Source organism: Paracoccus thiocyanatus (assembly GCF_900156255.1).
Lineage (GTDB): Bacteria > Pseudomonadota > Alphaproteobacteria > Rhodobacterales > Rhodobacteraceae > Paracoccus > Paracoccus thiocyanatus.
In genome coordinates this window covers 28,568-51,870 of sequence record NZ_FTMK01000017.1, presented here as the reverse complement: position 1 = coordinate 51,870, position 23,303 = coordinate 28,568, and the positions used below count along the sequence as shown (strand labels likewise).

Annotated in this window: 21 protein-coding genes; 12 read left to right on the top strand and 9 right to left on the bottom strand. The window is 66.9% G+C overall.

Features of this window, described 5'->3' with window-relative positions; genetic code table 11:
- Positions 1–438 precede the first annotated feature (438 nt).
- The 6 genes from F3H32_RS12655 to F3H32_RS12630 all read left to right on the top strand — a co-directional run bounded on the left by F3H32_RS12655 (position 439) and on the right by F3H32_RS12630 (position 8,358).
- Positions 439–1,827 (top strand): DUF6212 domain-containing protein, encoded by a 1,389-nt coding sequence (locus F3H32_RS12655; RefSeq protein WP_188128658.1) that lies wholly within the window; start codon positions 439–441, stop codon positions 1,825–1,827.
- A gap of 14 nt (positions 1,828–1,841) precedes the next feature.
- Positions 1,842–4,484, top strand: a complete 2,643-nt coding sequence (locus F3H32_RS12650) for a glycosyltransferase (protein WP_149766168.1) — start codon at positions 1,842–1,844, stop codon at positions 4,482–4,484.
- 13 nt (positions 4,485–4,497) lie between these two features.
- Entirely contained in the window at positions 4,498–5,235 is a 738-nt protein-coding gene (locus F3H32_RS12645; protein ID WP_149766167.1) for a sulfotransferase, read from the top strand.
- 112 nt (positions 5,236–5,347) lie between these two features.
- Positions 5,348–6,073: a hypothetical protein gene (locus F3H32_RS12640; protein ID WP_149766166.1), complete on the top strand. Its 726-nt coding sequence runs from the start codon at positions 5,348–5,350 to the stop codon at positions 6,071–6,073.
- Between the two features lie 31 nt (positions 6,074–6,104).
- Positions 6,105–6,704, top strand: coding sequence for a sulfotransferase family 2 domain-containing protein (locus F3H32_RS12635; RefSeq protein ID WP_149766165.1), 600 nt, complete (start codon positions 6,105–6,107; stop codon positions 6,702–6,704).
- A gap of 145 nt (positions 6,705–6,849) precedes the next feature.
- Positions 6,850–8,358, top strand: a complete 1,509-nt coding sequence (locus F3H32_RS12630) for a catalase (RefSeq protein ID WP_149766164.1) — start codon at positions 6,850–6,852, stop codon at positions 8,356–8,358.
- Positions 8,359–8,429: 71 nt separating this feature from the next.
- On the opposite strand, the gene F3H32_RS12625 is transcribed toward F3H32_RS12630, so the two are convergent.
- The 9 genes from F3H32_RS12625 to F3H32_RS12585 all read right to left on the bottom strand — a co-directional run bounded on the left by F3H32_RS12625 (position 8,430) and on the right by F3H32_RS12585 (position 17,766).
- A complete protein-coding gene (locus F3H32_RS12625; protein WP_149766163.1) occupies positions 8,430–9,347 on the bottom strand; it encodes a sugar kinase in 918 nt (305 codons plus the stop codon).
- On the bottom strand, positions 9,344–10,792 hold the full coding sequence (locus F3H32_RS12620) for a mannitol dehydrogenase family protein (RefSeq protein ID WP_149766162.1): 1,449 nt from the start codon (positions 10,790–10,792) through the stop codon (positions 9,344–9,346). Before F3H32_RS12620 ends, F3H32_RS12625 begins: the two co-directional genes overlap by 4 nt.
- A complete protein-coding gene (uxuA, locus tag F3H32_RS12615; protein WP_149766161.1) occupies positions 10,789–11,997 on the bottom strand; it encodes a mannonate dehydratase in 1,209 nt (402 codons plus the stop codon). Before uxuA ends, F3H32_RS12620 begins: the two co-directional genes overlap by 4 nt.
- Positions 11,998–12,015: 18 nt before the next feature.
- Complete coding sequence (locus F3H32_RS12610) at positions 12,016–13,173, bottom strand: alpha-hydroxy acid oxidase (protein WP_149766160.1); 1,158 nt, start codon at positions 13,171–13,173, stop codon at positions 12,016–12,018.
- 4 nt (positions 13,174–13,177) lie between these two features.
- Entirely contained in the window at positions 13,178–14,221 is a 1,044-nt protein-coding gene (locus F3H32_RS12605) for an L-idonate 5-dehydrogenase (protein ID WP_149766159.1), read from the bottom strand.
- A gap of 1 nt (position 14,222) precedes the next feature.
- Entirely contained in the window at positions 14,223–15,503 is a 1,281-nt protein-coding gene (locus F3H32_RS12600) for a TRAP transporter large permease (RefSeq protein WP_149766158.1), read from the bottom strand.
- A 4-nt stretch (positions 15,504–15,507) separates the two neighbouring features.
- On the bottom strand, positions 15,508–16,014 hold the full coding sequence (locus F3H32_RS12595; protein WP_149766157.1) for a TRAP transporter small permease: 507 nt from the start codon (positions 16,012–16,014) through the stop codon (positions 15,508–15,510).
- A gap of 67 nt (positions 16,015–16,081) precedes the next feature.
- Positions 16,082–17,062, bottom strand: coding sequence for a TRAP transporter substrate-binding protein (locus tag F3H32_RS12590; protein ID WP_149766156.1), 981 nt, complete (start codon positions 17,060–17,062; stop codon positions 16,082–16,084).
- 23 nt (positions 17,063–17,085) lie between these two features.
- On the bottom strand, positions 17,086–17,766 hold the full coding sequence (locus F3H32_RS12585; RefSeq protein WP_149766155.1) for a GntR family transcriptional regulator: 681 nt from the start codon (positions 17,764–17,766) through the stop codon (positions 17,086–17,088).
- A gap of 171 nt (positions 17,767–17,937) precedes the next feature.
- On the opposite strand from F3H32_RS12585, the gene F3H32_RS12580 reads away from it, so the two are divergent.
- From F3H32_RS12580 to F3H32_RS12555, 6 genes are read left to right on the top strand one after another with little or no spacing between them, the layout of a single operon-like run.
- Positions 17,938–19,083: an ABC transporter substrate-binding protein gene (locus tag F3H32_RS12580; RefSeq protein ID WP_149766154.1), complete on the top strand. Its 1,146-nt coding sequence runs from the start codon at positions 17,938–17,940 to the stop codon at positions 19,081–19,083.
- A 60-nt stretch (positions 19,084–19,143) separates the two neighbouring features.
- The gene (locus F3H32_RS12575; protein ID WP_149766153.1) at positions 19,144–20,061 is read left to right on the top strand and encodes a branched-chain amino acid ABC transporter permease; all 918 of its coding nucleotides are present in this window, start codon (positions 19,144–19,146) and stop codon (positions 20,059–20,061) included.
- Positions 20,058–21,044, top strand: a complete 987-nt coding sequence (locus F3H32_RS12570) for a branched-chain amino acid ABC transporter permease (protein WP_149766152.1) — start codon at positions 20,058–20,060, stop codon at positions 21,042–21,044. The genes F3H32_RS12575 and F3H32_RS12570 overlap by 4 nt, the downstream gene beginning before the upstream one ends.
- Entirely contained in the window at positions 21,037–21,801 is a 765-nt protein-coding gene (locus F3H32_RS12565; protein WP_149766151.1) for an ABC transporter ATP-binding protein, read from the top strand. Before F3H32_RS12570 ends, F3H32_RS12565 begins: the two co-directional genes overlap by 8 nt.
- Positions 21,798–22,487, top strand: a complete 690-nt coding sequence (locus F3H32_RS12560; protein WP_149766150.1) for an ABC transporter ATP-binding protein — start codon at positions 21,798–21,800, stop codon at positions 22,485–22,487. Before F3H32_RS12565 ends, F3H32_RS12560 begins: the two co-directional genes overlap by 4 nt.
- On the top strand, positions 22,488–23,291 hold the full coding sequence (locus F3H32_RS12555) for an alpha/beta hydrolase (protein WP_149766149.1): 804 nt from the start codon (positions 22,488–22,490) through the stop codon (positions 23,289–23,291). It abuts the gene before it with no gap.
- The last annotated feature ends 12 nt before the right edge of the window (positions 23,292–23,303 follow it).

Here is a 23,303-nt window from a genome sequence, read left to right as displayed (position 1 = left end):
CGTGGTGCGATGCCGGCCAGCTTGCCCCAGGCCGCGGCCCGCCGGTTCCACGCCTGGCCTCATGTCAGCAACCTTGCCGAAGGTCTATAGCACGGCTTGGCCTTGGCGCAAAAACCCAGGGCAGGTGGCGTAATTACGCTTATCGCCAAGGCTGCCGCAGGGGTTGCCGATACAACGGGCGGATGAGCGGTTTTCCGCGCTGCCACCCCCGCAACGGCCGGCGCGGGGGCGGAAAATCTTTGCATGACTGTCACGAAAGGTCCGTAATACAACCGCGTAGGGAATCGTCGTCCCGGCGCCAGCAATCGGTTGTCATCCGGCTTCAAATATCGCAAAAACCGACGAGTTTAGTTTACATAGTTGGCCTTTACGCCGCCCCGTCCATTTCATCCACCAGGGTCGCGCATTCTCATGTCCAAGCAATTTGCCTCCGTTCTCGTGGCGCCGGAAGACTATGCCAAGGTCAGCGCCCTGTCGCTGCCGGTGTCGCTGATCGTCGCGCAGGCGTCGTCCGATACCGTCGAGTTCAGCGACGGCCGGGGCCAGGCCCTGCCGCTGGACCAGGTGGCGCTGCGCGCCATCGGCCGGCTGCCGCTGTCCAGCGGCGGCAAGGCGCATCTGGCGCAACTGGCCAAGCTGTGGCAGTCCAAGCTGGACGCCGACGCCCCGGCAGAGATCCCGCTGGAAATGGTCGACACCGCCGACAGCCGCGCCAAGGTGCTGGAATGGCTGGTCGCGGAACTGACCAAGGCCCAGCAGCAAGGCGCGCAGCGTTCGACCCGCTTCATGCGCGAACTGGGCCTGTTGCGCCAGCAGCACGAGGAAATCCAGGCCAGCTTCCAGAATCTTGAGCAATTCGTCTATCGCCATGGCCCGCAGCATCGCAAGCTGGAGACGACGCTGTCGCCGGTCGCGGGGCAATTGCCGATCACCCTGCGCAACGGTTCGCGGCTGGTCGAGCGGCTGCCCGGTTCCAGCGTCGGGCTGAGCGACATCGCGATCCAGATCGCCAACGAGACGCCGCCGGCCGAAGGGGTGCTGAATGTCAGCCTGCAAAGCCCCGACACCAGCGAAACCCTGGCGATCTGGCAGGTGCCCGCCGCGCGGCTGACCCAGGGCTGGCTGCGCTTTTCGCTGGACCGGGCGCTGGGGCCGGACACGATCAGCCTGACGCTGAGCCTGAGCTATCAGGGAACCGAGACGATCCGGCTGGCAAGCGCGGTCCAGCACCCCGAGCCGCGGTTCCATCCCGACCTGGACGGCCAGCCGGTCGAAACCCTGCCGGCCTTGCAGATCTGGCGCTGGATCGCCGGCGCGCGGGCGCCGGTCCCGGCCAATGCCGTGATCCAGGTCGGCGGCAAGAACCGCCTGCGCCGGGTCGAGCGCGACAGCCTGGCCACCGCCATCAACCTGGAGACGCTGCACGACACCTTGCCCATGTTCCAGTCCGGCGACGCGCTGCTGGTGCATGTGCTGCCCGATCTTACCGCCTGCGGCGTCCTGGCCGGGCTGGCGCTGCCGGGGATGCGGCAGGTCTTCGCCTCGATCCTGACCCGCCATCCCGAGGCGCCGCCGGTGGAATACCAGCTTGCGCTGCTGCCCCAGGACCAGCGGCCGCATCTGCCGGGCCGCCTGCCGGCATTCGACCCGGCCCTGGCTTCGGGCTGGATCAGGTTGCAGCCCGAGGAAGAGGGGCAGGCGCATGTGCTGCCGCCCGGCCCGCTGGATGGCCCGCATGACATCTATCTGATGACGCGGCTGCCGCAGGGCCATTCCAGCAACCATTATGGCTGGTCCACCTTTTCGAACATCTGCTTGCAATTCTGACGGGGGCGCGAAGCATGCAGCAATCGCCCTTGCGCCCGCGGGACCTGAACCCGACCCCGGTCTCCGCCCCGCGCATCGCCGTCGTGGTGCCGATCTTTCGCCATTCGGTGCTGCTGGCCGAGGCCATCGAAAGCGTCCTGGCCCAGCGGGCCGGGTTTCCGATCCAGCTAATTCTGGTCAATGACGGCTGCCCGCATCAGGAAACCGACCTGGTGTGCCGCGAATATGCGCTAAGCTATCCCGAGCGCATCACCTATCTGCGCAAGCCCAATGGCGGGCTGAGCGACGCGCGCAACCACGGCATCCGCCATGCGCTGGCGGCCTGGCCCTCGGTCGATGCGATCTATATGCTGGATGCCGACAACCGGCTGCGCCCCGATGCCATGGCCAACGCCATGGCGGCGCTGGACGCGCATCCCGATGCGGGGTGGATCTATCCCAATATCGACATGTTCGGGCTGACCTGGGCGGGGGATTATGGCGGCGACTATTCGCTGCTGATCCACACGGTGATGAACATCTGCGAGGCCGGCAGCCTGATCCGGCGCCAGGTCTTCGACGCCGGGGTCTGTTTCGATACCTCGTTCAAATCCGGCTTCGAGGATTGGGATTTCTTCCTGACCGCCGCCGAGGCCGGGTTCCGGGGGCGCAATATCGACAATTTCGGCTTTCTCTATCGCAAGCGCGCCGAAAGCATGCTGGCCGATTCCGAACGCGACGCGGATGCGATCCGCAGCGAGATGCGCAAGAAGCACAAGCGCCTGTTCAGCCCGCGCGGGCTGCTGGAGCTGGAGCAGGAAGAGGCGCCGCGCTATGCCATCTTCCTGGCCGACCGGGGCGAGGTGCTGCTGACCGTCGATCCCGACGCGGCCGATGCGCGCCGCCTGCCCGCGGCCGAGTTCGAGCAGCTTTGGTGGCGCACCCAGACCGACAACAGCCAGCATCACATGCCGCCGATCCTGGTCATGACCCATTCGGCCGTGCTGGAGCAGTTGCGGGACGCGCGGCTGCTGCACGGGGTGCTTTGGACGATGGAACGCCGGCTGAGCCGGCATTGCTTTACCGCGCTTGAGATCGAGCCGCGCGAAGCCGAGCGCATCGGCTGGAGCGAGCATGAGGCGCAAGGGACCGCCGGCCTGAACGCCGCCATGCTGATGGTGCGGCCCGGCACGCTTGCAGCCATCGTGCGCGACAGTTCCATCGCCTGGGCCACGGGCATCGCGTCCAGCCCCTGCGCGATGCCGGCCACGCTGATGCGGCTGCAACTGCCCGAGGCGCTTTTTTCCGGGCGGGACGGGCTTTACACCTCGGCCGCGCATGATTTCGTGGCCATGACCGCGCGCTTCCATGCCTCGGCCCACCGCGCGGCGCTGAACCATAGCTGGGACTGGCGCAATGCCGACATTCCCTGGCGCGCACGCACGCAGGAAATCAGCCGCGTTCCCACCAAGGCGGATGCCGCCTATCCAAGGGTGGCCGGCGGCGGGCGCGATATCGGCTTTGTGCTGCCGCTGGTCGAGTTCGGCGGCGTGGAACGCGTGGCGCTGAACACGGCGCGGGCGATGAAATCCGCCGGCTGGCGGCCGCATCTGTTCGTGCTGGAGGCGCAAAGCTGCCAGTTCAGCGCGGAATGGCGCGAGACCTTCGAAAGCGTCACCTTTCTGGCGGATGCGAATTTCTCGACCTGGGGGCCGGCCAATTCCAACTATCTGGGCACCGATGTGCCCGACTGGTCGCGGTTCGGCGACCAGCGGCACGCCACCGCGATGCTGGCCTGGCTGGATGCGGTGGTCAATTTCCACGGCGGCGCCATTTCGGGCGTGATGGGACGGCTGAAGCGGTTCGGGGTCAAGACCGCGCTGTCGCTGCATCTAAGCGATCAAAGCCCGTTCCGGCGGCTGGTCGGCAATACCTATCTGGGCCTGGCCTTTGAACATGCCTATGACCTGGTGCTGCCCTGTTCGGAACAGCTCGGCGACTGGTGCCACGGCATGGGCATTCCGGCGGACAAGATCGTGCCGCTGCTGAATGCCCCAAGCTTCGATCTGCCGGAGGGCGCCCTGGCCCGGATCGAGGCCCGCCGCGCGCTGCGGTCGCCCCAGGACCCGCTGCGGGTGATCTATCTGGGGCGGCTGGACCACCAGAAGGGCGTCGAGCGGCTGATCTCGATCGTCGAGGCGGCGGGGGCCGCGCGCCTGCCCGTCGAATGGCGGCTGATCGGCAAGGCGGTGCTGGGCGACAACGCGCCCGAGATCCCGCCCCATATCGCCGGGCTGCTGGAGCCGCCGCTGACCACGCCCGAGGGGCTGGCGGATGCCTTTGAATGGGCGGATGTCTTTATCCTGCCTTCGTATTACGAAGGACTGCCGCTGACGATCCTGGAGGCGATGCGGTCGGGCGTCATCCCCATGGCCACCGATGCGGGCGCCGTGACCGAGGTCGTGCGGCAGGGAGAGAACGGCGTGGTGCTGTCGCAAGACGACACGGTGGCCGAGGCGCTGTCCGCCTTGACCCGCCTGGCCGGCGACCCGGACCTGGTCCAGCGCCTGTCGGCGCGGGCGCGCCAGGACATGCACGGGCGCGACTGGGACGGCGCGGTCGAACCGTTGATCGAGCGGCTGGAGATCATGCAGGCTGCGGATCGACGGAAAAAATAAAAAAGGAAAAACGATGAACGCCAAGTTGTATCCCGCCTTGTATGCTCCGAAGGATGGCTATGTGTTCGTGGTGACATATGGCCGCTCTGGCTCGACGCTGACGCAAAGCCTGCTGAACTCGATCCCCGGCTATTGCATTCGCGGGGAGAACGGGAATTTGCTTTACCAACTTGCGCGTGCAGTATCTGTAACGAAGACTTGGGACAATTACGTCTGGAGAAGAACGGATCGCGACAAGCCGGCAGAGGAGCAGCGCGTGTTCCTGAAAGGCATTCTGGGGACGCCGGGTGATCCGTGGTATGGGGCAGAGAATGTCGATCCCTTGCATTTTTCCAGATCGCTTGCGAATGTATTTGTGCGTGATGTTTTGGCTCCGCCGAAAGGGACCAGGGTATGCGGCTTTAAGGAAATACGTTTCCACGAGGACAAGGCATTCTTCCCTTCCTATCTGGATATCATAAAGAGTAGCTTTCCGAAGGCTCGGTTCATCTTTCAGACGCGCGACCCGGAAGATGTCTCTAAATCAAGTTGGTGGGGCAGCAGGAAAAAGTCCGATGTTTTGGAGATGATCAGGAACGCGGAAATGCTGTTCCAAAGTTTTTCCGAGCAGAATCCGGATTCCTGCATGACGGTCAACTATGAACGGTATGCCGAAGGAAGCGGCTATGTATCCGAGTTGTTCGACTTCTTGGGAGAGAGTGTTGACGAAGCTGCCGTGTCGAAAGTCCTTGACAGGAAGCTTAAGCACTAGAGAGCTAATGTGCAAACCCTTGAGGTGAATATCGTGATAGAATGCAGAATGGGCCAGCAGCATTCTTCAATAAATCGGCTCTAAATCCACGTCCACCTAGAGGAGATGCTCTGTGGAAACTCCGACCAGATTTGCCATACTTAGCGACGCTCGTTCCGGTACGTCGCTCTTAACAGCGACGCTAAACAGCCACCCGGATGTGATCTGTCATGGTGAAATTTTCCACCAAGCTCCTAAGGATTATCATATTAAGGTGCCACGTGAAGAAGTAGACCCCGAGGAAGTGCTTTCGCTGCGTGAGAACGACACGCAAAGATTTGTTGAGTTGGTTTATAATAGGCCGAGCACAAAAGCCGTCGGCTTCAAAATGTGGAGAAGTCAGAATCCACGCTATTGTGACGAGTTGCTTGAAGATGAAAGCGTCGCAAAAATTATCTATGAGCGGTCGAATGTGCTGGCGAAGTACTCGTCAAGTCAGCTTGCAAAGCAGACTGGGATATGGAATTTGAACTCGGGCGCAGAGCGGCCGGATATGCTTGATAAGAAGCTAACCTTCAATCCAGAACAGTTCCAAAATTATGTTAAACGACATAAGGGGATGTTCAATTTCTATAGGGCAAATTCGAAGGGAAGGACTCTGGATATTTCCTATTTGGATGTCGTAAATCGCGGTTTCTCTGAAGTCTTGGATTTCATCGGAGTTTCGCCTGTAGCGCTTAAGCCAAAGAAGGAAAAGCTTCACACCTCCACTATTCTTGATCGTTTTGAAGAGAGTGAACATGATATCATCATAAAGTCACTTGATGAGATCGGTCACTCTGAATGGCTTCATGAATAATATGAAGCTTGTAAGGCAGGAGGCATAATCCATGCCCTTCATCCAGCATAACGGCCAGCGCATCCTTTTCATCCATATCCCCAAGGCGGGGGGCACCTCGGTCGAGAGCTGGATGAAGGGCATCGCGCCTCTGCGGCTGTTTTCCATGGGCATTCCCCATGCCAGCCGCTGCACGCCCCAGCATTATCGCGCCCAGGACATCCAGGCGCTGCTGGGCGAGGGGTTTTTCGATTACGCCTTTACCATCGTGCGCAACCCCTATCACCGGCTGGAAAGCGAATATCGGATGCGCGCGCAACTGGCCAAGGACAGTTTCTGGAAAGGGCTGCCGGCCTTCTCGGCCTGGATCGAGGAAAACCTGGACCAGCAGCGGCGCGCCAAGTTCCATCTGGACAACCACCTGCGCCCGCAATGGGAGTTCCTGGGCAAGGATGTCGAGGTCTTCAAGCTGGAAGACGGGCTCTCTGCGCCATTGGCGGCCGTGGCCGGGCGGCTGGGCGTCGCGCCGCCCGCGCAAAACCCGCATGAGCTGCGCTCGGACCCGCTGGACATCGACTGGAGCCCCGCCGACCGCATCCGCGTCCGCGACCATTACGCCCGCGATTTCGAAACCTTCGGCTATCCGGCCTAGGCCCGGCCGGGGGGCCGCCTGCTTTGGGCCGCCGGCCGGGCCGCGCAGCCACCTTGGGGCGAGACTTCCGCGCCAAGGCCGATTACGGTGATGCGGGGCCGCCGCTTTGGCCCCCGCGTTATTCCAAGACCTGTCAGGAGGCACCATGTCAGATCAAGGCAAATCCACGGACAGCCGCGCCGTGCCGTCCACCACCGGCGCCGGCGCGCCCGCGCCAAGCGACCGCAATTCGCTGACCATCGGCACCGACGGCCCCATCCTGCTGCACGACGTGCATTTCCTGGAGCAGATGGCGCATTTCAACCGCGAAAAGGTCCCCGAGCGCCAGCCCCATGCCAAAGGCGCCGGCGCCTTCGGCATCTTCGAGACGACCGAGGACGTGTCGGCCTATACCCGCGCCGCGCTGTTCCAGAAGGGCGCCTCGACCGAGATGCTGGCGCGGTTCTCGACCGTGGCGGGCGAGATGGGCAGCCCCGACACCTGGCGCGACGTGCGCGGCTTTTCGCTGAAATTCTATACGACCCAGGGCAATTACGACCTGGTGGGCAACAACACGCCCATCTTCTTTGTCCGCGACCCGATGAAATTCCCGCATTTCATCCGCAGCCAGAAGCGGCTGGGCGATTCCGGCCTGCGCGACAACCACATGCAATGGGATTTCTGGACCAACAATCCCGAAAGCGCGCATCAGGTCACCTATCTGATGGGCCAGCGCGGGCTGCCGCGCACCTGGCGCAACATGAACGGCTATGGCTCGCATACCTATATGTGGGTCAATGCGGCGGGCGAGCGGTTCTGGGTCAAGTATCATTTCCACACCGAACAGGGCATGGCGTTCTTCAGCAATGCCGAGGCCGCGGAGATGGCCGGCGCCGATGCCGATTTCCACCGCCGCGACCTGTTCGACGCCATCGCGCGCGGCGATCACCCGGCCTGGATCCTGTCGGTGCAGGTCATGCCCTATGAGGATGCCCGGACCTATCGGATCAACCCGTTCGACCTGACCAAGACCTGGCCGCATGCCGATTATCCGCTGATCCGGGTCGGCCGGATGGTGCTGAACCGTAACCCCGAGAACTTCTTTGCCCAGATCGAGCAGGCGGCCTTTTCGCCGGGCAATACGGTTCCCGGCATCGGCCTGTCGCCGGACAAGATGCTGCTGGGCCGCGCCTTCGCCTATAACGACGCGCAGCGGAACCGCATCGGCACGAATTTCCACCAATTGCCGGTGAACCAGCCCAAGGTGGCGGTGAACAGCTATATGTTCGACGGGCAGATGGCCTATCACCACAGCGGCAGCGCGCCCACCTATGCCCCGAACAGCGCCGGCCGGCCCTGGGCCGACGACACCGGCCCGGTGCCCGACGGGTGGGAGGCCGACGGCGCCATGGTCCGCAGCGCCTATGCCCTGCGCGCTGACGATGACGACTTTACCCAGCCCGGCATCCTGGTGCGCGACGTCATGGACGAGGCGCAGCGCGCCGCCCTGGTCGACACGGTCGCAGGCAGCCTGCTGGGCGGGGTGCGCGAGCCGGTGCTGGGCCGGGCCTTTGACTATTGGAAAAGCATCGACGCCGAGACCGGCCGCCGGATCGAGGAAAAGGTGCGCTCGGGCACCGCCACCAAGCCGGCCGAGGGCATGGGCGAGGGCTGAGCGGACGCCCGCCCGCATGGCCCCCAGGGGCAGGCGGGCGGGCTGGTCCGTTTTCCGTGGCGCGGCGCGGATCAGCCGGTGGCCAGCGCCTGGGGCACCAGGGCGCCGCGATGGCGGATGACCTTGCGGCCAAGCTCGTGCCCGCTGCGGATTGCGGCGGGGATGTCCTGGCCTTGCAGGCGCGCGGCCAGGTAGCCGGCGTTGAAGCTGTCGCCGGCGGCGGTGGTATCGACCGGGATTTCGCGCGGCAGGTCCTTGACCAGGCCCGCGCCCTGGCACCCGCCATAGATCACCGGGTCGCCGCCGGCCTTGACCACGACCTGCCCGGCGCCGCAGGCCAGGTAGCGCGCCACCGTCGCCTGCGGATCGGCATCGCCGAAATGGTCGCGCTCGTCGTCGAAACTGGGCAGGAGCAGGTCCGAGACCGCTGCCGCCGCCTGGATCTGCTGGCGCATGGTGTCAAGGTCGGGCCATAGCCGGGGCCGCAGGTTGGGGTCGAAGACCACCTGGGTGCCGGCCTGGCGCGCGGCCTTCAGCGCCTGGATCAGCCGGGCGCGGCCGGCGGGCGGCAGGATCGCCAGGGTGATGCCGGACAGATAGGCGATGCCCGCGCCGTCAAGCGCCGCCTCCAGCGCGGCCGGGTCGTCGGCCAGCCCCCTGGCCGCCGAACTGTCGCGCCAATAGCTGAAGCTGCGCTCGCCATCCTTAAGCGAGATGGCGTAAAGCGCGATCTCGCGTTGCCCGTCGCGGGTGACATGGGCGGCGTCGATCCCCTCGGCCGTCAGGAAATCGACCATCTGCTGGGAAAATTCGCCCAAGCCCACGCGGCTGCAATAGGCGACGCGCCAATCGGCGGGCAGCAGGCGGCGCAGATACCAGGCGGTGTTCAGCGTGTCGCCGGCGATGCCCAGCCGCCACAGCCCGTCCTGTCCCGAGGGCGACAGTTCCACCATCGCCTCGCCGATGGAAAGGATGGATTTTCCGGTCACGATGCCAACTCCGTCGCCATGGCCGCGCGCAATCCGTCGCGGCGGATATGGGTGACGGCCTGCCGCACGGCGTCGGCAAAGCCGGCATTCCCAGCCAGATCCGCCGGCGCCAGCCCCGGCAGCGCCAGGACCGAGCGGGTCAGGACCGCGTCATCCTCGCCCGCCTGGCGGGCCAGGTCCAGCAGCACCGGGCCGCGCGGATCGTCGGGGGCCTGGTCCTGCGCCGCCAGCCAGGCCAGCCAGATCGCGGTGGCAAAGGCAAAGGGGCGGGCGTCGCCGCCCTGTCGCAGCAATTCGGCGGCGGGGGCGAACCAGCGCTGCGGCAGCTTTTCGCTGCCGTCCATGGCGATCTGCCGGGTCTGGTGGGCGATGGCCGGGTTGGCAAAGCGCGCCAGCAGCGCCGCGGCATAGGATTGCGGGTCAAGCCCGGCGCCCCGCGGCAGGGTCGCGCCCGCCGCCTGCATGTGGCGGCGGACCAGCGCCGCCAGCGCCGGATCGGCCATGGTGTCGCGGACATGGGGCATGCCCAGCATCTGCCCGGCATAGGCGATCAGCGAATGGCTGCCGTTCAGCATCCGCAGCTTCATCGCCTCATAGGGGCGGACATCCTGGACGAACAGCGCGCCGCCGGCCTGCCATGCCGGGCGGCCCTGGGGGAAATGATCCTCGATCACCCATTGGCTGAAGGGCTCGGTCTCGACCGCGGCCAGGTCGCTATGGCCGGTCAGCGCCTGGGCATCGGCCAGGGTGCGCGGGGTCGTGGCGGGGGTGATGCGGTCCACCATGGTGGCCGGAAAGGCCACGTGATCGGCGATCCAGCCGGCCAGGTCGGGGTCGCGGCGGCGGGCAAAGCCCAGCACGCCGGCGCGCAGCAGCGCGCCGTTGTCGGGCAGGTTGTCGCAGCTTAGCACGGTAAAAGCGGGGGTGCCGGCGTCGCGCCGCGCGGCCAGGGCGGCGGCGATGATGCCCAGCACGCCCTGCGGCGCCTGCGGCTGCGCCAGGTCGGCCGCGACCGCCGGATGGGCCGGATCCGCATCCATGGCGGCGCGGTCGATGCCGTAAGCCTTTTCCGAGACGGTCAGCGACAGGATGCGGATCGCCGGATCGCAGGCGGCGCGCAGGATCGCCGCCGCATCGCCGCCGATGGCCGGGCCATGCGCGCCGATCACCCGCGCCCGGTCGCTGTCCGAACGCTCCAGCACGGTGAACAGCCCGTCTTGCGCGTTCAGCGCATCCGGGATGTCGCGGCTGCGCAGGTTGGCGCCAAGGATGCGCCAGTCGCCGCCCTGGGCCGCCAGCGCGTCGTCGGTGTAAACCGCCTGATGCGCGCGGTGGAACGCGCCCAGGCCCAGGTGCAGGATGCCCACGCCATGCGCCGCGCGGTCATAGCGCGGGCGCGCGACGCCGGGCGGCAGGTCGGCAAGCCCGGTCAGGCGCGGCGTCATGGCCGCGCCCCGTGGGCCAGCGCCAGTTCGACCCCGCGCAGTTCCGCCAGGCCCTTGAGCCGGCCGATGGCGGGATAGCCCGGCTGGCCGCCGCGGCCGATATCGTCCAGGATGTCCTGGCCGTGGTCGGGGCGCATCGGGATCACGGCATCGGCGCGGCCGGCTTCGCGGCGGCGGGCTTCCTCGCGCAGGACGGCGGCGACCAGCGCCACCATGTCGGTCTGGCCGCCCAGATGTTCATCCTCGAAGAAGGAACCGCGGATCGCGTCGGTGTCGCGGCGCACGTTGCGCAGGTGCAGGAAATGCACCCGCTCGCCCAGCCGCTCCATCATGCCGGGCAGGTCGTTGTCCGGCCGCGCGCCAAGCGAGCCCGAGCAAAGCGTGATGCCGTTCGCCGGCAGGTCCACGGCGGCCATGCGTTCGGCGTAATCGGCCTCGGTCGACATGACGCGGGGCAGGCCCAGCAGGGCAAAGGGCGGGTCGTCGGGATGGCAGCAGAGCCGCACCCCGATCTCCTGCGCGACCGGGACCACCTGTTCCAGGAAGTCGTGGAAATGCCGGCGCAGCACCGCGTCGGTGACGGGGGCATAGCTTTCCAGCAGCGCCCGCACGTCGTCCAGGCTGAAATGCTCGGCCGCGCCGGGCAGGCCGAAGACCACGTTGCCGGCCAATTGCTCGCGCCGGGCGTCGTCCATCTGGGCAAAGCGGCGGGCGGCTTCTTCGCGGATGTCTTGGGGGAAATCCTCGGCCGCGCCGCGGCGTTGCAGGATATGGATGTCGAAGGCGGCGAAATCGGTAAAGTCGAAGCGCATGCAGCGCGCGCCATTGGGCCGCCGCCAGACCAGGTCGGTGCGCGTCCAGTCCAGGACCGGCATGAAGTTATAGCAGATCACCTCGATCCCGGCGTCCTTCAGATGCCGCATCGAGGTGATCCAGTTCGCGACATGGGCGCGCCACTCGCCGGTCTGGGTCTTGATCGCCTCGCTGACCGGCAGGCTTTCAACCACCTCCCATTTCAGGCCCGAGGGCGCGCCGTCGGTCATCAGCGCCAGATCGGCCTGCCGGCGGGCGATTTCCTCGGGCGTCCAGACGGCGCCGGTCGGGATGTGGTGCAGGGCCGAGACCACGCCCTGGACCCCCGCTTGCAGCATGTCGTCGATCGAGACCCGATCCTTGGGGCCGAACCAGCGCCAGGTATGTCGCATTTCACGTTTCCTTGTTTCTCAGGCGGCATTGCCGCGGTCGTCCGGCCACAGGCAGCCGGGACCGAAATCCTTGATGTCGTTGACGCCGCACAGCGCCATGGTGATGTCCATTTCGCGGCGCAGGATGGCCAGCGCCGTCGCGACGCCCTTTTGCCCCATGGCGCCCAGCCCATAGGTAAAGGCGCGGCCGATAAACACGCCGTTCGCGCCCAGGGCGATGGCCTTGAGCGCCTGTTGTCCCGACTGGACGCCGCCGTCGAGATAAAGCGGGAACTCTGGCCCGACCGCGCGCCGGATCGCCGGCAGGGCGCGGATGGTCGAGGGCGCGCCGTCGAGCTGTCGCCCGCCGTGGTTCGAGACCAGGATCGCGTCGCAGCCGGTGTCGCGGGCGCGGCGCGCGTCCTCGGGGTCGTTGATGCCTTTCAGGATCACCGGCCCGCCCCATTTGCGGATGATCTGTTCCACCCGCGCCCAGTCCAGCCGCTGGTCGAACTGGCGCGCCGTCCAGTCCATCAGGTCGCCCAGGCTGTCGACGCCGCGGGCATGGCCGACGATATTGCCGAAGCTGCGCCGGCGCGTGCCCAGCATCCCCAGCGCCCAGCGGGGATGCAGCGCAATGTCGATCAGGTTCGGCAGCGACAGCCGCGGCGGCGCGGTCATGCGGTTCTTGAGGTCCTTATGGCGCTGGCCCTGGATGGTCAGGTCCAGCGTCAGCACCAGCGCCGTCACCCCGGCGCGGCGGGCGCGGTCCAGGATATTGTCCAGGAACTCTTCGTCCCGCAGGGTGTAAAGCTGGAACCAGAACGGCGCGCCGGTCGCGGCGGCCACGTCTTCCAGCGAACACATGGACATGGTGGACAGGGTAAAGGGCACGCCGGCGGCATGCGCGGCGCGGGCGGCGTGGATTTCGCCGTCCGGGTGCTGCATGCCCAAAAGGCCCACCGGGGCCAGCGCCAGCGGCATCGAGACCGGCTGGCCCAGCATGGTGGTGGCAAGGCTGCGGGATTCGATGTTGCGGGCCACGCGCTGGCGCACCAGGATACGTTCGAAATCGGCGTGGTTGGCGCGATAGGTGCCGCCGGTCCAGGCGCCGACATCGACGTAATCGTAGAACATGCGCGGGACGCGCCGCCGGTGCAGGCGGCGCAGGTCCTCGATCTCGGTGATGACCGGCATGGGTTCAGGCCCCGAAATCCAGCTGCACCTTGACCGCCTGCGCCCGGTCGCCGGCCAGGTCGAAGGCGCGCTGCGCCTGGGCCGCCGGCAGGACCTGCGTGACCATGGGCGACAGGTCGATCTGGCCGGCGCCGATCATGGCCACGGCCTGCGCGAATTCGCGGTCGAAGCGGTGGGTGCCGACCAGGCGCAGTTCCTTGGCGACGATCAGGTTCAGGGGCAGGGGCAGGGTGCCGCCGACGCCGATCTGCACCATGGTGGCCTGCGGCCGCGCCAGGGTGATGGCCTGCGCGATGGCATGGGGATTGGCCGAACATTCCAGCACCAGGTCGATCTGGCCCTTGCCCTGGGCCAGGTCGGCCAGGGCGTCGGCATCTTCGGCCACGTTCACCGCCCGGTCGGCGCCCATGCGGCGGGCGATCCCAAGCGTGAAGTCCTGCACATCCGTCACCACGATCTGCGCCGCGCCGCGCAGCCGGGCGAGCGCGGTGCAGATCGCGCCGATGGGACCGGCGCCGGTGATCAGCACCCGCTGGCCGGACAGGTCGGGGGCCATGCCAAGCGCGTGCAGGCAGACGGCCAGCGGCTCGGCCCCCGCCGCGGCCTGGGCGTCGGCCCCGTCGGGCAGCGGCAGGCATTGGTCCAGCGGGTGATAGAGCCGGTTGCGGAAAAACCCGTCCTCATGCGGAAGCCGCATGGCCGAGCCGCTGAAGCGCATGTTCAGGCAATGCCGTTCCTGGCCCGCGCGGCAATAGTCGCAGTCGCCGCAGGGGCGCGAAGGCGACAGCGCCACCAGTTGCCCGGCCACGAGGCCCGAGCCCTCGGGCGCGCTTTCCACCACGCCCGCGGCCTCGTGGCCCAGCACGATGGGCTGGCGCACCCGGACCGGGCCGAAGCCGCCGTCGTGATAGTAATGCAGGTCCGAGCCGCAGATGCCGCCGCGCAGCACCCGGACCAGCGCCGCGCCGGGCTGGGGTTGCGGATCGGCCAGCGGCTCGATCCGCAGGTCATGGGCCGCATGCAGGCGGCAGGCGATATCATGGCTCATGTCAGTTCCCCATCAGCGTGTTCGGCAGCCAGGTGGCGAAGGGCGGGTAATAGGACACCAGCAGCAGCACCAGGATGTTCGAGATCAGGAAGGGGATGACCGCGCTGATCACCTTGGCCAGCGGCTCGCGCGCGATGTTGCAGGCGACGAACAGGCAGACGCCCACCGGCGGCGTGGTCAGGCCGATCATCAGGTTCAAGACCGCGAAGGTGGCGAAATGCAACGGCTCGATCCCGACGCTGGTCGCCAGGCCCAGCAGGGGCACGAACAGGATGATGAGCGCGGCGATGGTTTCCATGAACATGCCGATGCACAGCAGCAGCACGTTGATCAGCAGGATGACCAGAATCGGGTTATCGGTGATCGCCAGGACGCTGCTGACCAGCATCTGCGGGATGCGCTCGGACGCCAGGATCGAGCCGAAGACGTTGGCGAACCCCACCAGCGCCAGGATGCCGGCCGAGGAAACGGCGCTGTTGACGACGATGCGCGGCACCGCGCGGATCGGCAATTCGCGATAGACGAAGGCACCGACGACAAAGGCGTAAAGGCAGGCGACGATGGCGGTTTCGGTCGGCGTCGCGATGCCGGTCAGCAGCCCGCCGATGATCAGCCCGGTCATGGCCAGCGCCCAGAACGCGGCAAGGAAGGCTGCGATCAGTTCGCGAAAGCCCTGCCATTCCTGGCGCGGATAGTTGCGGCGCACGGCCAGGATATAGCAGGTGATCGCCATGCCGAAGCCCATCAGCACGCCCGGCACCGCACCGGCCAGGAACAGCTTGCCGACCGAGATGCCCGACAGGGCGCCGACGATGATCATCGGCACGCTGGGCGGCAGCATCGGCCCCACCGTGGCCGAGGCGGCGGTGATGGCGGCGGCGAAATCGCCGGGATAGCCGGATTTCTTCATGCCGGGGATCATGACGCCGCCGGTCGCCGCGACATCGGCGACGGCCGTGCCCGAGACGCCGCCGAACATCATCGAATCGGCGACGTTGGCCATGGCCAGGCCGCCGCGCATCCAGCCCACCATGGCATTGGCCAGGCGGATGATGCGTTCGGTGATGCCGCCGAAATTCATCAGGTTGCCGGCCAGGATGAAGCCGGGGATGCACAGCAGGACAAAGACGTCCATGCCGGCATACATGCGCTGCGGGATGATGACGACCGGCAGGCCCGCCGACAGGATATAGGCCAGCGAGGCAAGCCCCAGGCAGACCGCGACCGGCACGCCAAGCGCCAGGGTCGCGACAAAGGTGGTGAGCAGCAGGAAAAGGTCCAAGGGCTTATTCCTCTTCGGCTAGGTGGGGGCGGCCGTCATCGGTGCCGGCGATCATGCCGATCACGCGCAGCAGCGCGAACAGGAACAGCAGCACCGACAGCACCAGCACCGAGGCGTGGATGATGTCCATCGGCCAGCGCAGGCTGGGGGATTGCTGAAAGGCGCCGATGCGGGTGAATTTCCAGGCCGGCCAGATCATCACCAGGCCCAGCCCCGCCGTGCAGAGCGCCGCGACCAGGCGCATCCACCAGGCGGCGCGCGGGGGCATGATTTCCTGCACCAAGTCCACGTTCACCAGCTCGCCCGTCATCAGCGACAGGCCGATGCCGAATGCGGTCAGGTAAAGCAGCAGATAGCGCGACAATTCCTCGGTCCAGACCGGCGAGGGCAGGCCGAAGGTGCGGGTGACGATTTGCAGCGTGACCACGGCGATCAGCACGAAGAAGGCAAGGCCCACCACGAACCGGCTGACCGCCGCGACGCCGCCTTGCAAATATGCCAGGTTTTTCATGGTTCCAAACTCTTGGGGACGAAGCGGCCGGCGCGGTTGTGCGCCGGCCGGCGTCGTCCCGTTCCGGTCAGTGGTTGAACAGGTCCTCGACGATGGGGCGGATGCTTTCGTCGACGCTTTTGATCACCGCATCGCGCGAGCCGTCGGCAAAGGCTTTCTGGTCCACCTCGACAAAGGTCATGCCCTTGGCTTCCAGGTCGGCGCGGATGGCGTCCTCGTCTTGCAGGAACTGCTGGCGTTCGAATTCCTGGGCGATGCGGGCCGCTTCTTGCACATGGGCCTGATCCTCGGCCGACAGGTTTTGCCAGACCTGCTCGGCGATGGTCAGGTAGATCCAGGAGCGCACATGCTCGGTCTGGTTCACATGGCTTTGCACCTCGTTCAGCGAGGCGGTCTGGATCAGCGCCAGCGGGTTTTCCTGTCCGTCGATGGTGCCGTTCTGGAGCGAGGTGAAGACCTCGGAGAACGCCATCGGCGTCGGCTGGGCACCAAGCGCGGTCCAGGCATCGACGAACAGCGGCACGTTCGGGACGCGCAGCCGCATCCGCTGCAACTCGGCCGGGGTGGTGATGGCGCGGTTGGCGGTCAGGTTGCGCGGGCCGCGGGCGAAATAGCCGATGGGCCGGACCTGGGCGCGTTCGATGACCTGCGCCTCGATCTCTTTGCCGATCTCGCCGCCGGCGACCTGATCCATGTGTTCAAGCGACTGGTAGGCATAGGGAATGGCCAGCAGCGCCGCCATCGGCGCCCAGTTCTGCAAGCTTTCGCCGGTGATGGTCATCTCGACCGTGCCAAGTTGCATGCCGTTGATCAGGTCCATCTCGCGGCCCAGCGAGTCGTTGGGGAAGACCTCGACGGCGATACGGCCTTCGGTCAGGCGGTCCAGTTCCTCGGCGAATTTCAGCGACGCCTTGTGCCAGGAGTTCTGTTCGTTGGCGAGATGGCCCAGCTTCAGCGTCAGTTCGGCCGCCGAGGCGCCCATGGCGGAAGCGGCGGTCATGCAGGCTACGGCCAGCGCCGCGAAGCGGCGGCGGTTCAGGGTGATCATCGTTCTCCTCCGGGTGATGCGGTCTAGGGTATGAAAAGTTCCGGTCGGCTGTCCGAGATTCCGGGCAGGTCGTTGAGCAGTTCGCGCAGGTGCCGGCGCATGGCGGCTTCGGCCAGGGCCGGGTCGTGCTGGCGCAGGCCCTCGACGATCTCGGAATGCTGGCCGATCAGCTTCTTGATGTCGAAGGCGCGCGCGGTGATGTAGCGCAGGCGGTTCATCTGGGATTTCAGCCCCTCCAGCACGTCCCATGCCGCCTCTTGCCCGGCGGCCACGGCCAGCATGCGATGGAAGCGGTCGTCAAGGCGCACGAAGGTTTCGGCATCGCCCGCCGCGACGGCCTGGGCCTGTTGCGCGATTTCCTGGTCGAGACGGGCCAGCAGCCGGTCGTCGGCCAGATCGGCCACCATGCGGATCAGGTCGCTTTCCACCGCCTCGCGGATCAGCCGCGCCGACAGCACCGCCGCAAGCGAGATGCGGCGGATATAGGTGCCGCGCTGGGGCCGCACCTCGGCCAGGCCGTCGGCGGTCAGGCGAATGAACGCCTCGCGCACCGGCTGGCGGCTGACGCCGATGCGGTTGGCGATCTCGGTCTCGCTGAGACGGGCGCCGGGGGGCAGTTCGCCGCGCAGGATCGCGTCGCGCAGCCATTCATGGACCTGCGGCGCGGTCGAAAGCGTGAAGTCGATATTCGGCTGCATGGTCATGATTCTTCCCCCAGGACGGTTCTATACCATACTTGCATACTAGTAAATATCCCGCGCGCCGGGCCTTGGCGGCCGCCGCAGATGTGGGCCGGGGCGGAAAAGCCGTTGCAGCCTGCGCCCGCATCGGAAAGACATGCAAAGCACCATCGCGCTTACAACAGGGAGTTCGCCATGAAACTGAAACGGTTGCTGATCGGGGGCGCTGCCGCCATCGCCCTGGCCGGGGCGGCAGGGGCCGAACCCGTCAAGGTCGGCATGATCACCACGCTGTCGGGCGGCGGGGCCGGGCTGGGCGTCGATACGCGCGACGGTTTCCTGTTGGCGCTGAAGAACGCGGGCGAGGCGGGCCAACAGGTCGAGCTGGTGATCGAGGACGACCAGCAGAAACCGGACGTGGCGGTGCAGATCGCCGACAAGATGATCCAGTCGGACCAGGTGGACGTGCTGACCGGCATCGTCTGGTCGAACCTGGCCATGGCGGTGGTGCCGGCGGCGGTGGCGCAGGACAAGTTCTACCTGTCCACCAATGCCGCGCCCTCGCAACTGGCGGGGGCGGGCTGCCATCCGAAATATTTCTCGGTCTCTTACCAGAACGACAACCTGCACGAGGCGGCCGGCGCCCATGCCACCGATGCCGGCATCGGCAAGGTCTTCATCATGGCGCCGAACTATCCCGCCGGGCAGGATTCGCTGGCGGGCTTCAAGCGCTATTACAAGGGCGAGGTGGTCAGCGAGGTCTATACCCAGGTCGGCCAGACCGATTACGCCGGCGAGATCGCCCAGATCCGCGCCAGCGACGCGGATGCGGTGTTCTTCTTCCTGCCCGGCGGCATGGGCATCGCCTTCATGAAGCAATATGCCGAATCCGGCGTCGGCAAGCCGCTGATCGGCCCGGCCTTCAGCTTTAGTCAGGACATCCTGCCCGCGGTGGGCGATGCCGCGCTGGGGGTCAAGAACACCGCGCAATGGTCCAAGGACCTGGAGAACCAGCCGAACGCGGCATTCGTCGAAACCTTCCAGGCCGAATATGGCCGGCTGCCGTCGCTTTACGCGGCGCAGGCCTATGACACGGCGAACCTGCTGCTGTCGGCGATGGCCAAGGCCGATCTGGACGATGCCGACGCCTTTCGCGCCGCCTTGGCCCAGGCGGATTTCCCCAGCGTACGCGGCAAGTTCCGCTTTGGCCCGAACCAGCACCCGATCCAGGACTATTACGTGCGCGAGGTGGTCAGGGAAGGCGACGTGCTGACCAACAAGATCATCGGCCCGGCCATGGCCGACCATGGCGACGCCTATGCCGAGCAGTGCAAGATGTAAGCCCTGCCGGGCCGGGTCGATGAGGCCCGGCCCCAGGGCGATCGGGGGGATAACGCGGTGATGCTTCTGGCCGAGCAGGCGCTGAACGGCCTGCAATACGGGATGATGCTGTTTCTGATGGCGGCCGGGCTGACGCTGGTCTTCGGCGTCATGGGGCTGATCAACTTGGCGCATGGTTCGCTTTACATGGCCGGGGCATTCGCCTGTGCGGCGGTGGCGGCGGCCACCGGCTCGTTCTGGCTGGGGCTGGCGGCCAGCCTGGTCGCCGCCGCCGCGGCCGGCGCGCTGGTCGAGATCGCGGTGATCCGGCGGCTTTACGCCCGCGACCACCTGGACCAGGTGCTGGCGACATTCGCGCTGATCCTGGTGTTTTCCGAGGGCACGCGCTGGCTTTTCGGCTCCTTCCCGCTTTACCTGACGCTGCCGCCTTCGCTTTCCGGCGCGGTCATGCTGCCGGGCGGGCTGCATTACCCGCTGTTCCGGCTGGTCATCATCGGCTTTGGCGCGGCGGTGGCGCTGGGGCTGTGGTGGCTGATCGCCCGCACCCGGCTGGGCATCCGCATCCGCGCCGGCGAGGCGGACCGCGAGATGATCGGCGCGCTGGGGGTGGATATCGCCCGGCTTTACACCATCGTCTTTGCGCTTGGCGCGGCGTTGGCGGGCTTCGCCGGGGCGCTGGTCGGCACCATCCAGTCGGTGCAGGTCGGCATGGGCGAGCCGGTGCTGATCCTGGCCTTCGTGGTGGTGGTGATCGGCGGCATCGGCTCGATCAAGGGTGCCTTCGTCGGCGCGCTGCTGGTCGGCATGACCGACACGCTGGGCAAGGCGCTGCTGCCGGGGCTGCTGTCGCGGATGTGGGACGCCGCCAGCGCCAATACCGTGGGGGCCTCGCTGGCATCGGTGCTGATCTATGTGCTGATGGCGGTGGTGCTGATCCTGCGGCCGCAGGGGCTGTTCGGGGCGGGGGCCGGGCGATGACGTTGAACCGCGACACTGTCGTCAACCTGGCGATCCTGGCCCTGCTGGTCGCCACCGCCATCGGCGCGCATGTGCTGGGCAACGGCTTTACCGTCACGCTGGCGACCAAGGCCGCGATCTTTGGCCTGGCCGGGGTGGGGCTGAACCTGGCGCTTGGCTATGGCGGGCTGATTTCCTTTGGCCATGCCGCCTTTTTCGGCATCGGCGGCTATGTCACCGGGATCCTGGCCAGCCATGCCGCCGCGGGCACGCCGGTCGCCACCCTGCCCTTTACCGTCATGGGCAGCAACGAAATGCTGGGCATCTGGCCCATGGCCATGCTGGCGGCGGGGCTGGCGGCGCTGGTCATCGGCGCGCTGTCCTTGCGCACCTGGGGCGTCTATTTCATCATGGTGACGCTGGCCTTTGCGCAGATGCTCTATTACTTCGCCATCAGTTGGCCGCGCTATGGCGGCGAGGACGGGCTGAGCTTTTATGTCCGCAACAGCTTTCCCGGCCTGAACACCTTTGCCCCGATCCAGTATTTCGCCATCTGCACCACATTGCTGGCGGTGGCGCTGGTCTTTACCGCCGTGGTCACGCAGTCGCGTTTCGGCCTGGCCTTGCAGGCGGCGCGGCAGAACAGCCAGCGCACCGTCGCCTTGGGCATCCGGCCCTATGCGATCCGGCTGACGGCATTCGTGCTGTCGGGGATGATCGTCGGGCTGGCGGGATCGCTTTACGCCGATCTCAACCGCTTCGTCAGCCCGGCCATGCTGTCCTGGCACATGTCGGGCGAGATCATGGTCTTCGTCATCCTGGGCGGCGTCGGGCGGCTTTGCGGCCCGGTCGCGGGTGCGGCGCTTTTCATCCTGCTGGAGCATGTGCTGGGCGGCGTCAGCGATTACTGGCAGGCGCTGCTGGGCCTGTTGCTGCTGGCGATCGTGCTGTTCGCGCCGGGCGGGCTGATCGGCATACTTACGCAAAGGCGCCGCCATGCCTGAACCCAAGCGGCACGACCCCATCCTGGAGATCCGCGGCCTGCGCAAGTCCTTTGGCGCGCTGGCGGCGACCGACGATGTCAGCCTGGACCTGCGGCCGGGCGAGATCCATGCCCTGATCGGCCCGAACGGCGCCGGCAAGTCCACGCTGATCAAGCAGATCGTGGGCGAGATCCGGCCCGACGCCGGCAGCATCCGCTTTGAGGGGCAGGTGATCGACGGGCTGGACGCGGCGGCGCGGGCGCGGCTGGGGCTGGCGCGCAGCTTCCAGGTGTCCTCGGTCATCGCGGATTTCACCGCGCTGCAAAACGTCATGCTGGCGGTGGCCGGGGCCAGCGGCGCGGTGTTCCGCTTTCACCGGCCGGCGCTGGCCGACCGCAAGCTGACCGAACCGGCGCTGTTCCATATCGAGCAGGCGGGCCTGGCCGGGCGGCACCTGGTCCCCGCCGCGGCGCTGTCGCATGGCGAGCGCCGCAAGCTGGAAATCGCCATGGCGCTGGCCCTGCGCCCGCGCGCCTTTCTGCTGGACGAGCCGATGGCCGGCATGGGGCTGGAGGGCGGGCGGCAATTGACCGCCATCCTGTCGGACCTGCGCGCCGAAGCGCCGATCCTGCTGGTCGAACATGACATGGATGCGGTCTTTGCGCTGGCCGACCGCGTCTCGGTCCTGGTCTATGGCCGCGTCATCGCCACCGGCAGCGTCGCCGAGATCCGCGCCAATCCCGAGGTGCGGCGCTCTTATCTGGGAGAGGAGGCATGACCCGGCTGCTGGAACTGCGCGACGTGACCGCATCCTATGGCCCGGTGCAGGCGCTGTTCGGCATCACCCTGGACCTGGACCAGGGCGAGGTGGTGGCGCTGATGGGCCGCAACGGCATGGGCAAGACCACGACGATCCGCTGCATCAGCCGGCTGATGCCGCATTCGGGCGGCAGCCTGCGCCTGGCCGGCCGCGACATCGCTGGCCTGACCGCGCCCAAGGTGGCGCGGCTGGGCGTCGGGCTGGTCCCCGAGGGGCGGCGCTGCTTCGCGCCCCTGACCGTGGCCGAGAACCTGACCGTCGCCGCCCGCCCCGGCCCCTGGGACATGGCCCGCGTCTGCGCGCTGTTTCCGCGGCTGCGGGAACGCATGGGCCAGGTGGCGCGCACCCTGTCGGGGGGCGAACAGCAGATGCTGGCCATCGGCCGGGCGCTGATGACCAATCCGCGCCTGCTGGTGCTGGACGAGGCGACCGAGGGGCTGGCCCCGGTCGTCCGGCACGAGATCTGGGGCGCCGTGCGGCGGCTGAAAGCCGAGGGGCTGTCGATCCTGCTGGTGGACAAGTCGCTGCGCGAAATCGCCCTGGTCGCCGACCGCGCGGTGATCGTGGAACGCGGCGCGACGGTCTGGCAGGGCGGCATCGCCGATCTGACCGCCGATCTGGCCGACCGCTATCTGGGGGTGTGAATGACGCTTTATCGGGGCATGAACCGGCAGGAACTGGACGCAGCCTATAGCAATACCGCCAGGCTTGCGGATTTTCCGGGCCTGATGCGGGATTTCCGCGCCCGCAGCCAGGCTTTCCATGCCGCGCAAAATGGCCGGCGCGACCTGCGCTATGGTCCCGGCGCGCGCCAGACCTATGACTGGTTTTCCTGCGGCCGGGCGGATGCGCCGGTCTTGGTCTTCATCCATGGCGGCTATTGGCAAAGCTGCGCCAAGGAGGATTTCGCCTTTTGCGCCCAGGGTCCGTTGGCGCATGGCCATGACGTGGTCCTGGCCGAATACACGCTGGCGCCGCAGGCGTCGATGACGCAGATCGTGGCCGAGATCGGCCAGCTTCTGGACCATCTGGCGGCGACAGGGGTCGGGCGGCTTTGCCTGGCCGGGCATTCCGCCGGCGGGCATCTGGCGGCCATGCATCGCGGCCATTCCGCTGTCGGCTCGGTGCTGGCGATCAGCGGGCTGTTCGAGCTGGAGCCGATCGCCCTGGGCCAGCTTAACGACAAGCTGCGCCTGACCGCGGCCGAGATCGCCGCTTGCAGCCCGCAGCGCCATATCGGCGCGGGCGCGCCGATGCTGGTCGCCGTGGGGGCCGAGGAATTGCCGGAACTGATCCGGCAGTCCGGCGATTATGCGACGGCCTGCCGGCTGGCGGGGCAGCGGGCGGCGCTGCTGCATGTGCCCGGCTGCGACCATTTCCGGGTGCTGGACGACCTTGCGGACCCGAACGGGGCGCAATGGGCGGCGCTGGCCCGGCTGGCCGGGTAGGGGCGCCGCCTG

What these genes read in the sequence shown, in the direction of transcription:
- uxuA (WP_149766161.1), bottom strand. Translation starts at nt 11,997, where the DNA reads ATGCGACATACCTGGCGCTGGTTCGGCCCCAAGGATCGGGTCTCGATC.
- F3H32_RS12650 (WP_149766168.1), top strand. Translation starts at nt 1,842, where the DNA reads ATGCAGCAATCGCCCTTGCGCCCGCGGGACCTGAACCCGACCCCGGTC.
- F3H32_RS12635 (WP_149766165.1), top strand. Translation starts at nt 6,105, where the DNA reads ATGCCCTTCATCCAGCATAACGGCCAGCGCATCCTTTTCATCCATATC.
- F3H32_RS12575 (WP_149766153.1), top strand. Translation starts at nt 19,144, where the DNA reads ATGCTTCTGGCCGAGCAGGCGCTGAACGGCCTGCAATACGGGATGATG.
- F3H32_RS12630 (WP_149766164.1), top strand. Translation starts at nt 6,850, where the DNA reads ATGTCAGATCAAGGCAAATCCACGGACAGCCGCGCCGTGCCGTCCACC.
- F3H32_RS12580 (WP_149766154.1), top strand. Translation starts at nt 17,938, where the DNA reads ATGAAACTGAAACGGTTGCTGATCGGGGGCGCTGCCGCCATCGCCCTG.
- F3H32_RS12590 (WP_149766156.1), bottom strand. Translation starts at nt 17,062, where the DNA reads ATGATCACCCTGAACCGCCGCCGCTTCGCGGCGCTGGCCGTAGCCTGC.
- F3H32_RS12560 (WP_149766150.1), top strand. Translation starts at nt 21,798, where the DNA reads ATGACCCGGCTGCTGGAACTGCGCGACGTGACCGCATCCTATGGCCCG.
- F3H32_RS12620 (WP_149766162.1), bottom strand. Translation starts at nt 10,792, where the DNA reads ATGACGCCGCGCCTGACCGGGCTTGCCGACCTGCCGCCCGGCGTCGCG.
- F3H32_RS12565 (WP_149766151.1), top strand. Translation starts at nt 21,037, where the DNA reads ATGCCTGAACCCAAGCGGCACGACCCCATCCTGGAGATCCGCGGCCTG.
- F3H32_RS12570 (WP_149766152.1), top strand. Translation starts at nt 20,058, where the DNA reads ATGACGTTGAACCGCGACACTGTCGTCAACCTGGCGATCCTGGCCCTG.
- F3H32_RS12610 (WP_149766160.1), bottom strand. Translation starts at nt 13,173, where the DNA reads ATGCCGGTCATCACCGAGATCGAGGACCTGCGCCGCCTGCACCGGCGG.
- F3H32_RS12555 (WP_149766149.1), top strand. Translation starts at nt 22,488, where the DNA reads ATGACGCTTTATCGGGGCATGAACCGGCAGGAACTGGACGCAGCCTAT.
- F3H32_RS12595 (WP_149766157.1), bottom strand. Translation starts at nt 16,014, where the DNA reads ATGAAAAACCTGGCATATTTGCAAGGCGGCGTCGCGGCGGTCAGCCGG.
- F3H32_RS12605 (WP_149766159.1), bottom strand. Translation starts at nt 14,221, where the DNA reads ATGAGCCATGATATCGCCTGCCGCCTGCATGCGGCCCATGACCTGCGG.
- F3H32_RS12585 (WP_149766155.1), bottom strand. Translation starts at nt 17,766, where the DNA reads ATGACCATGCAGCCGAATATCGACTTCACGCTTTCGACCGCGCCGCAG.
- F3H32_RS12645 (WP_149766167.1), top strand. Translation starts at nt 4,498, where the DNA reads ATGAACGCCAAGTTGTATCCCGCCTTGTATGCTCCGAAGGATGGCTAT.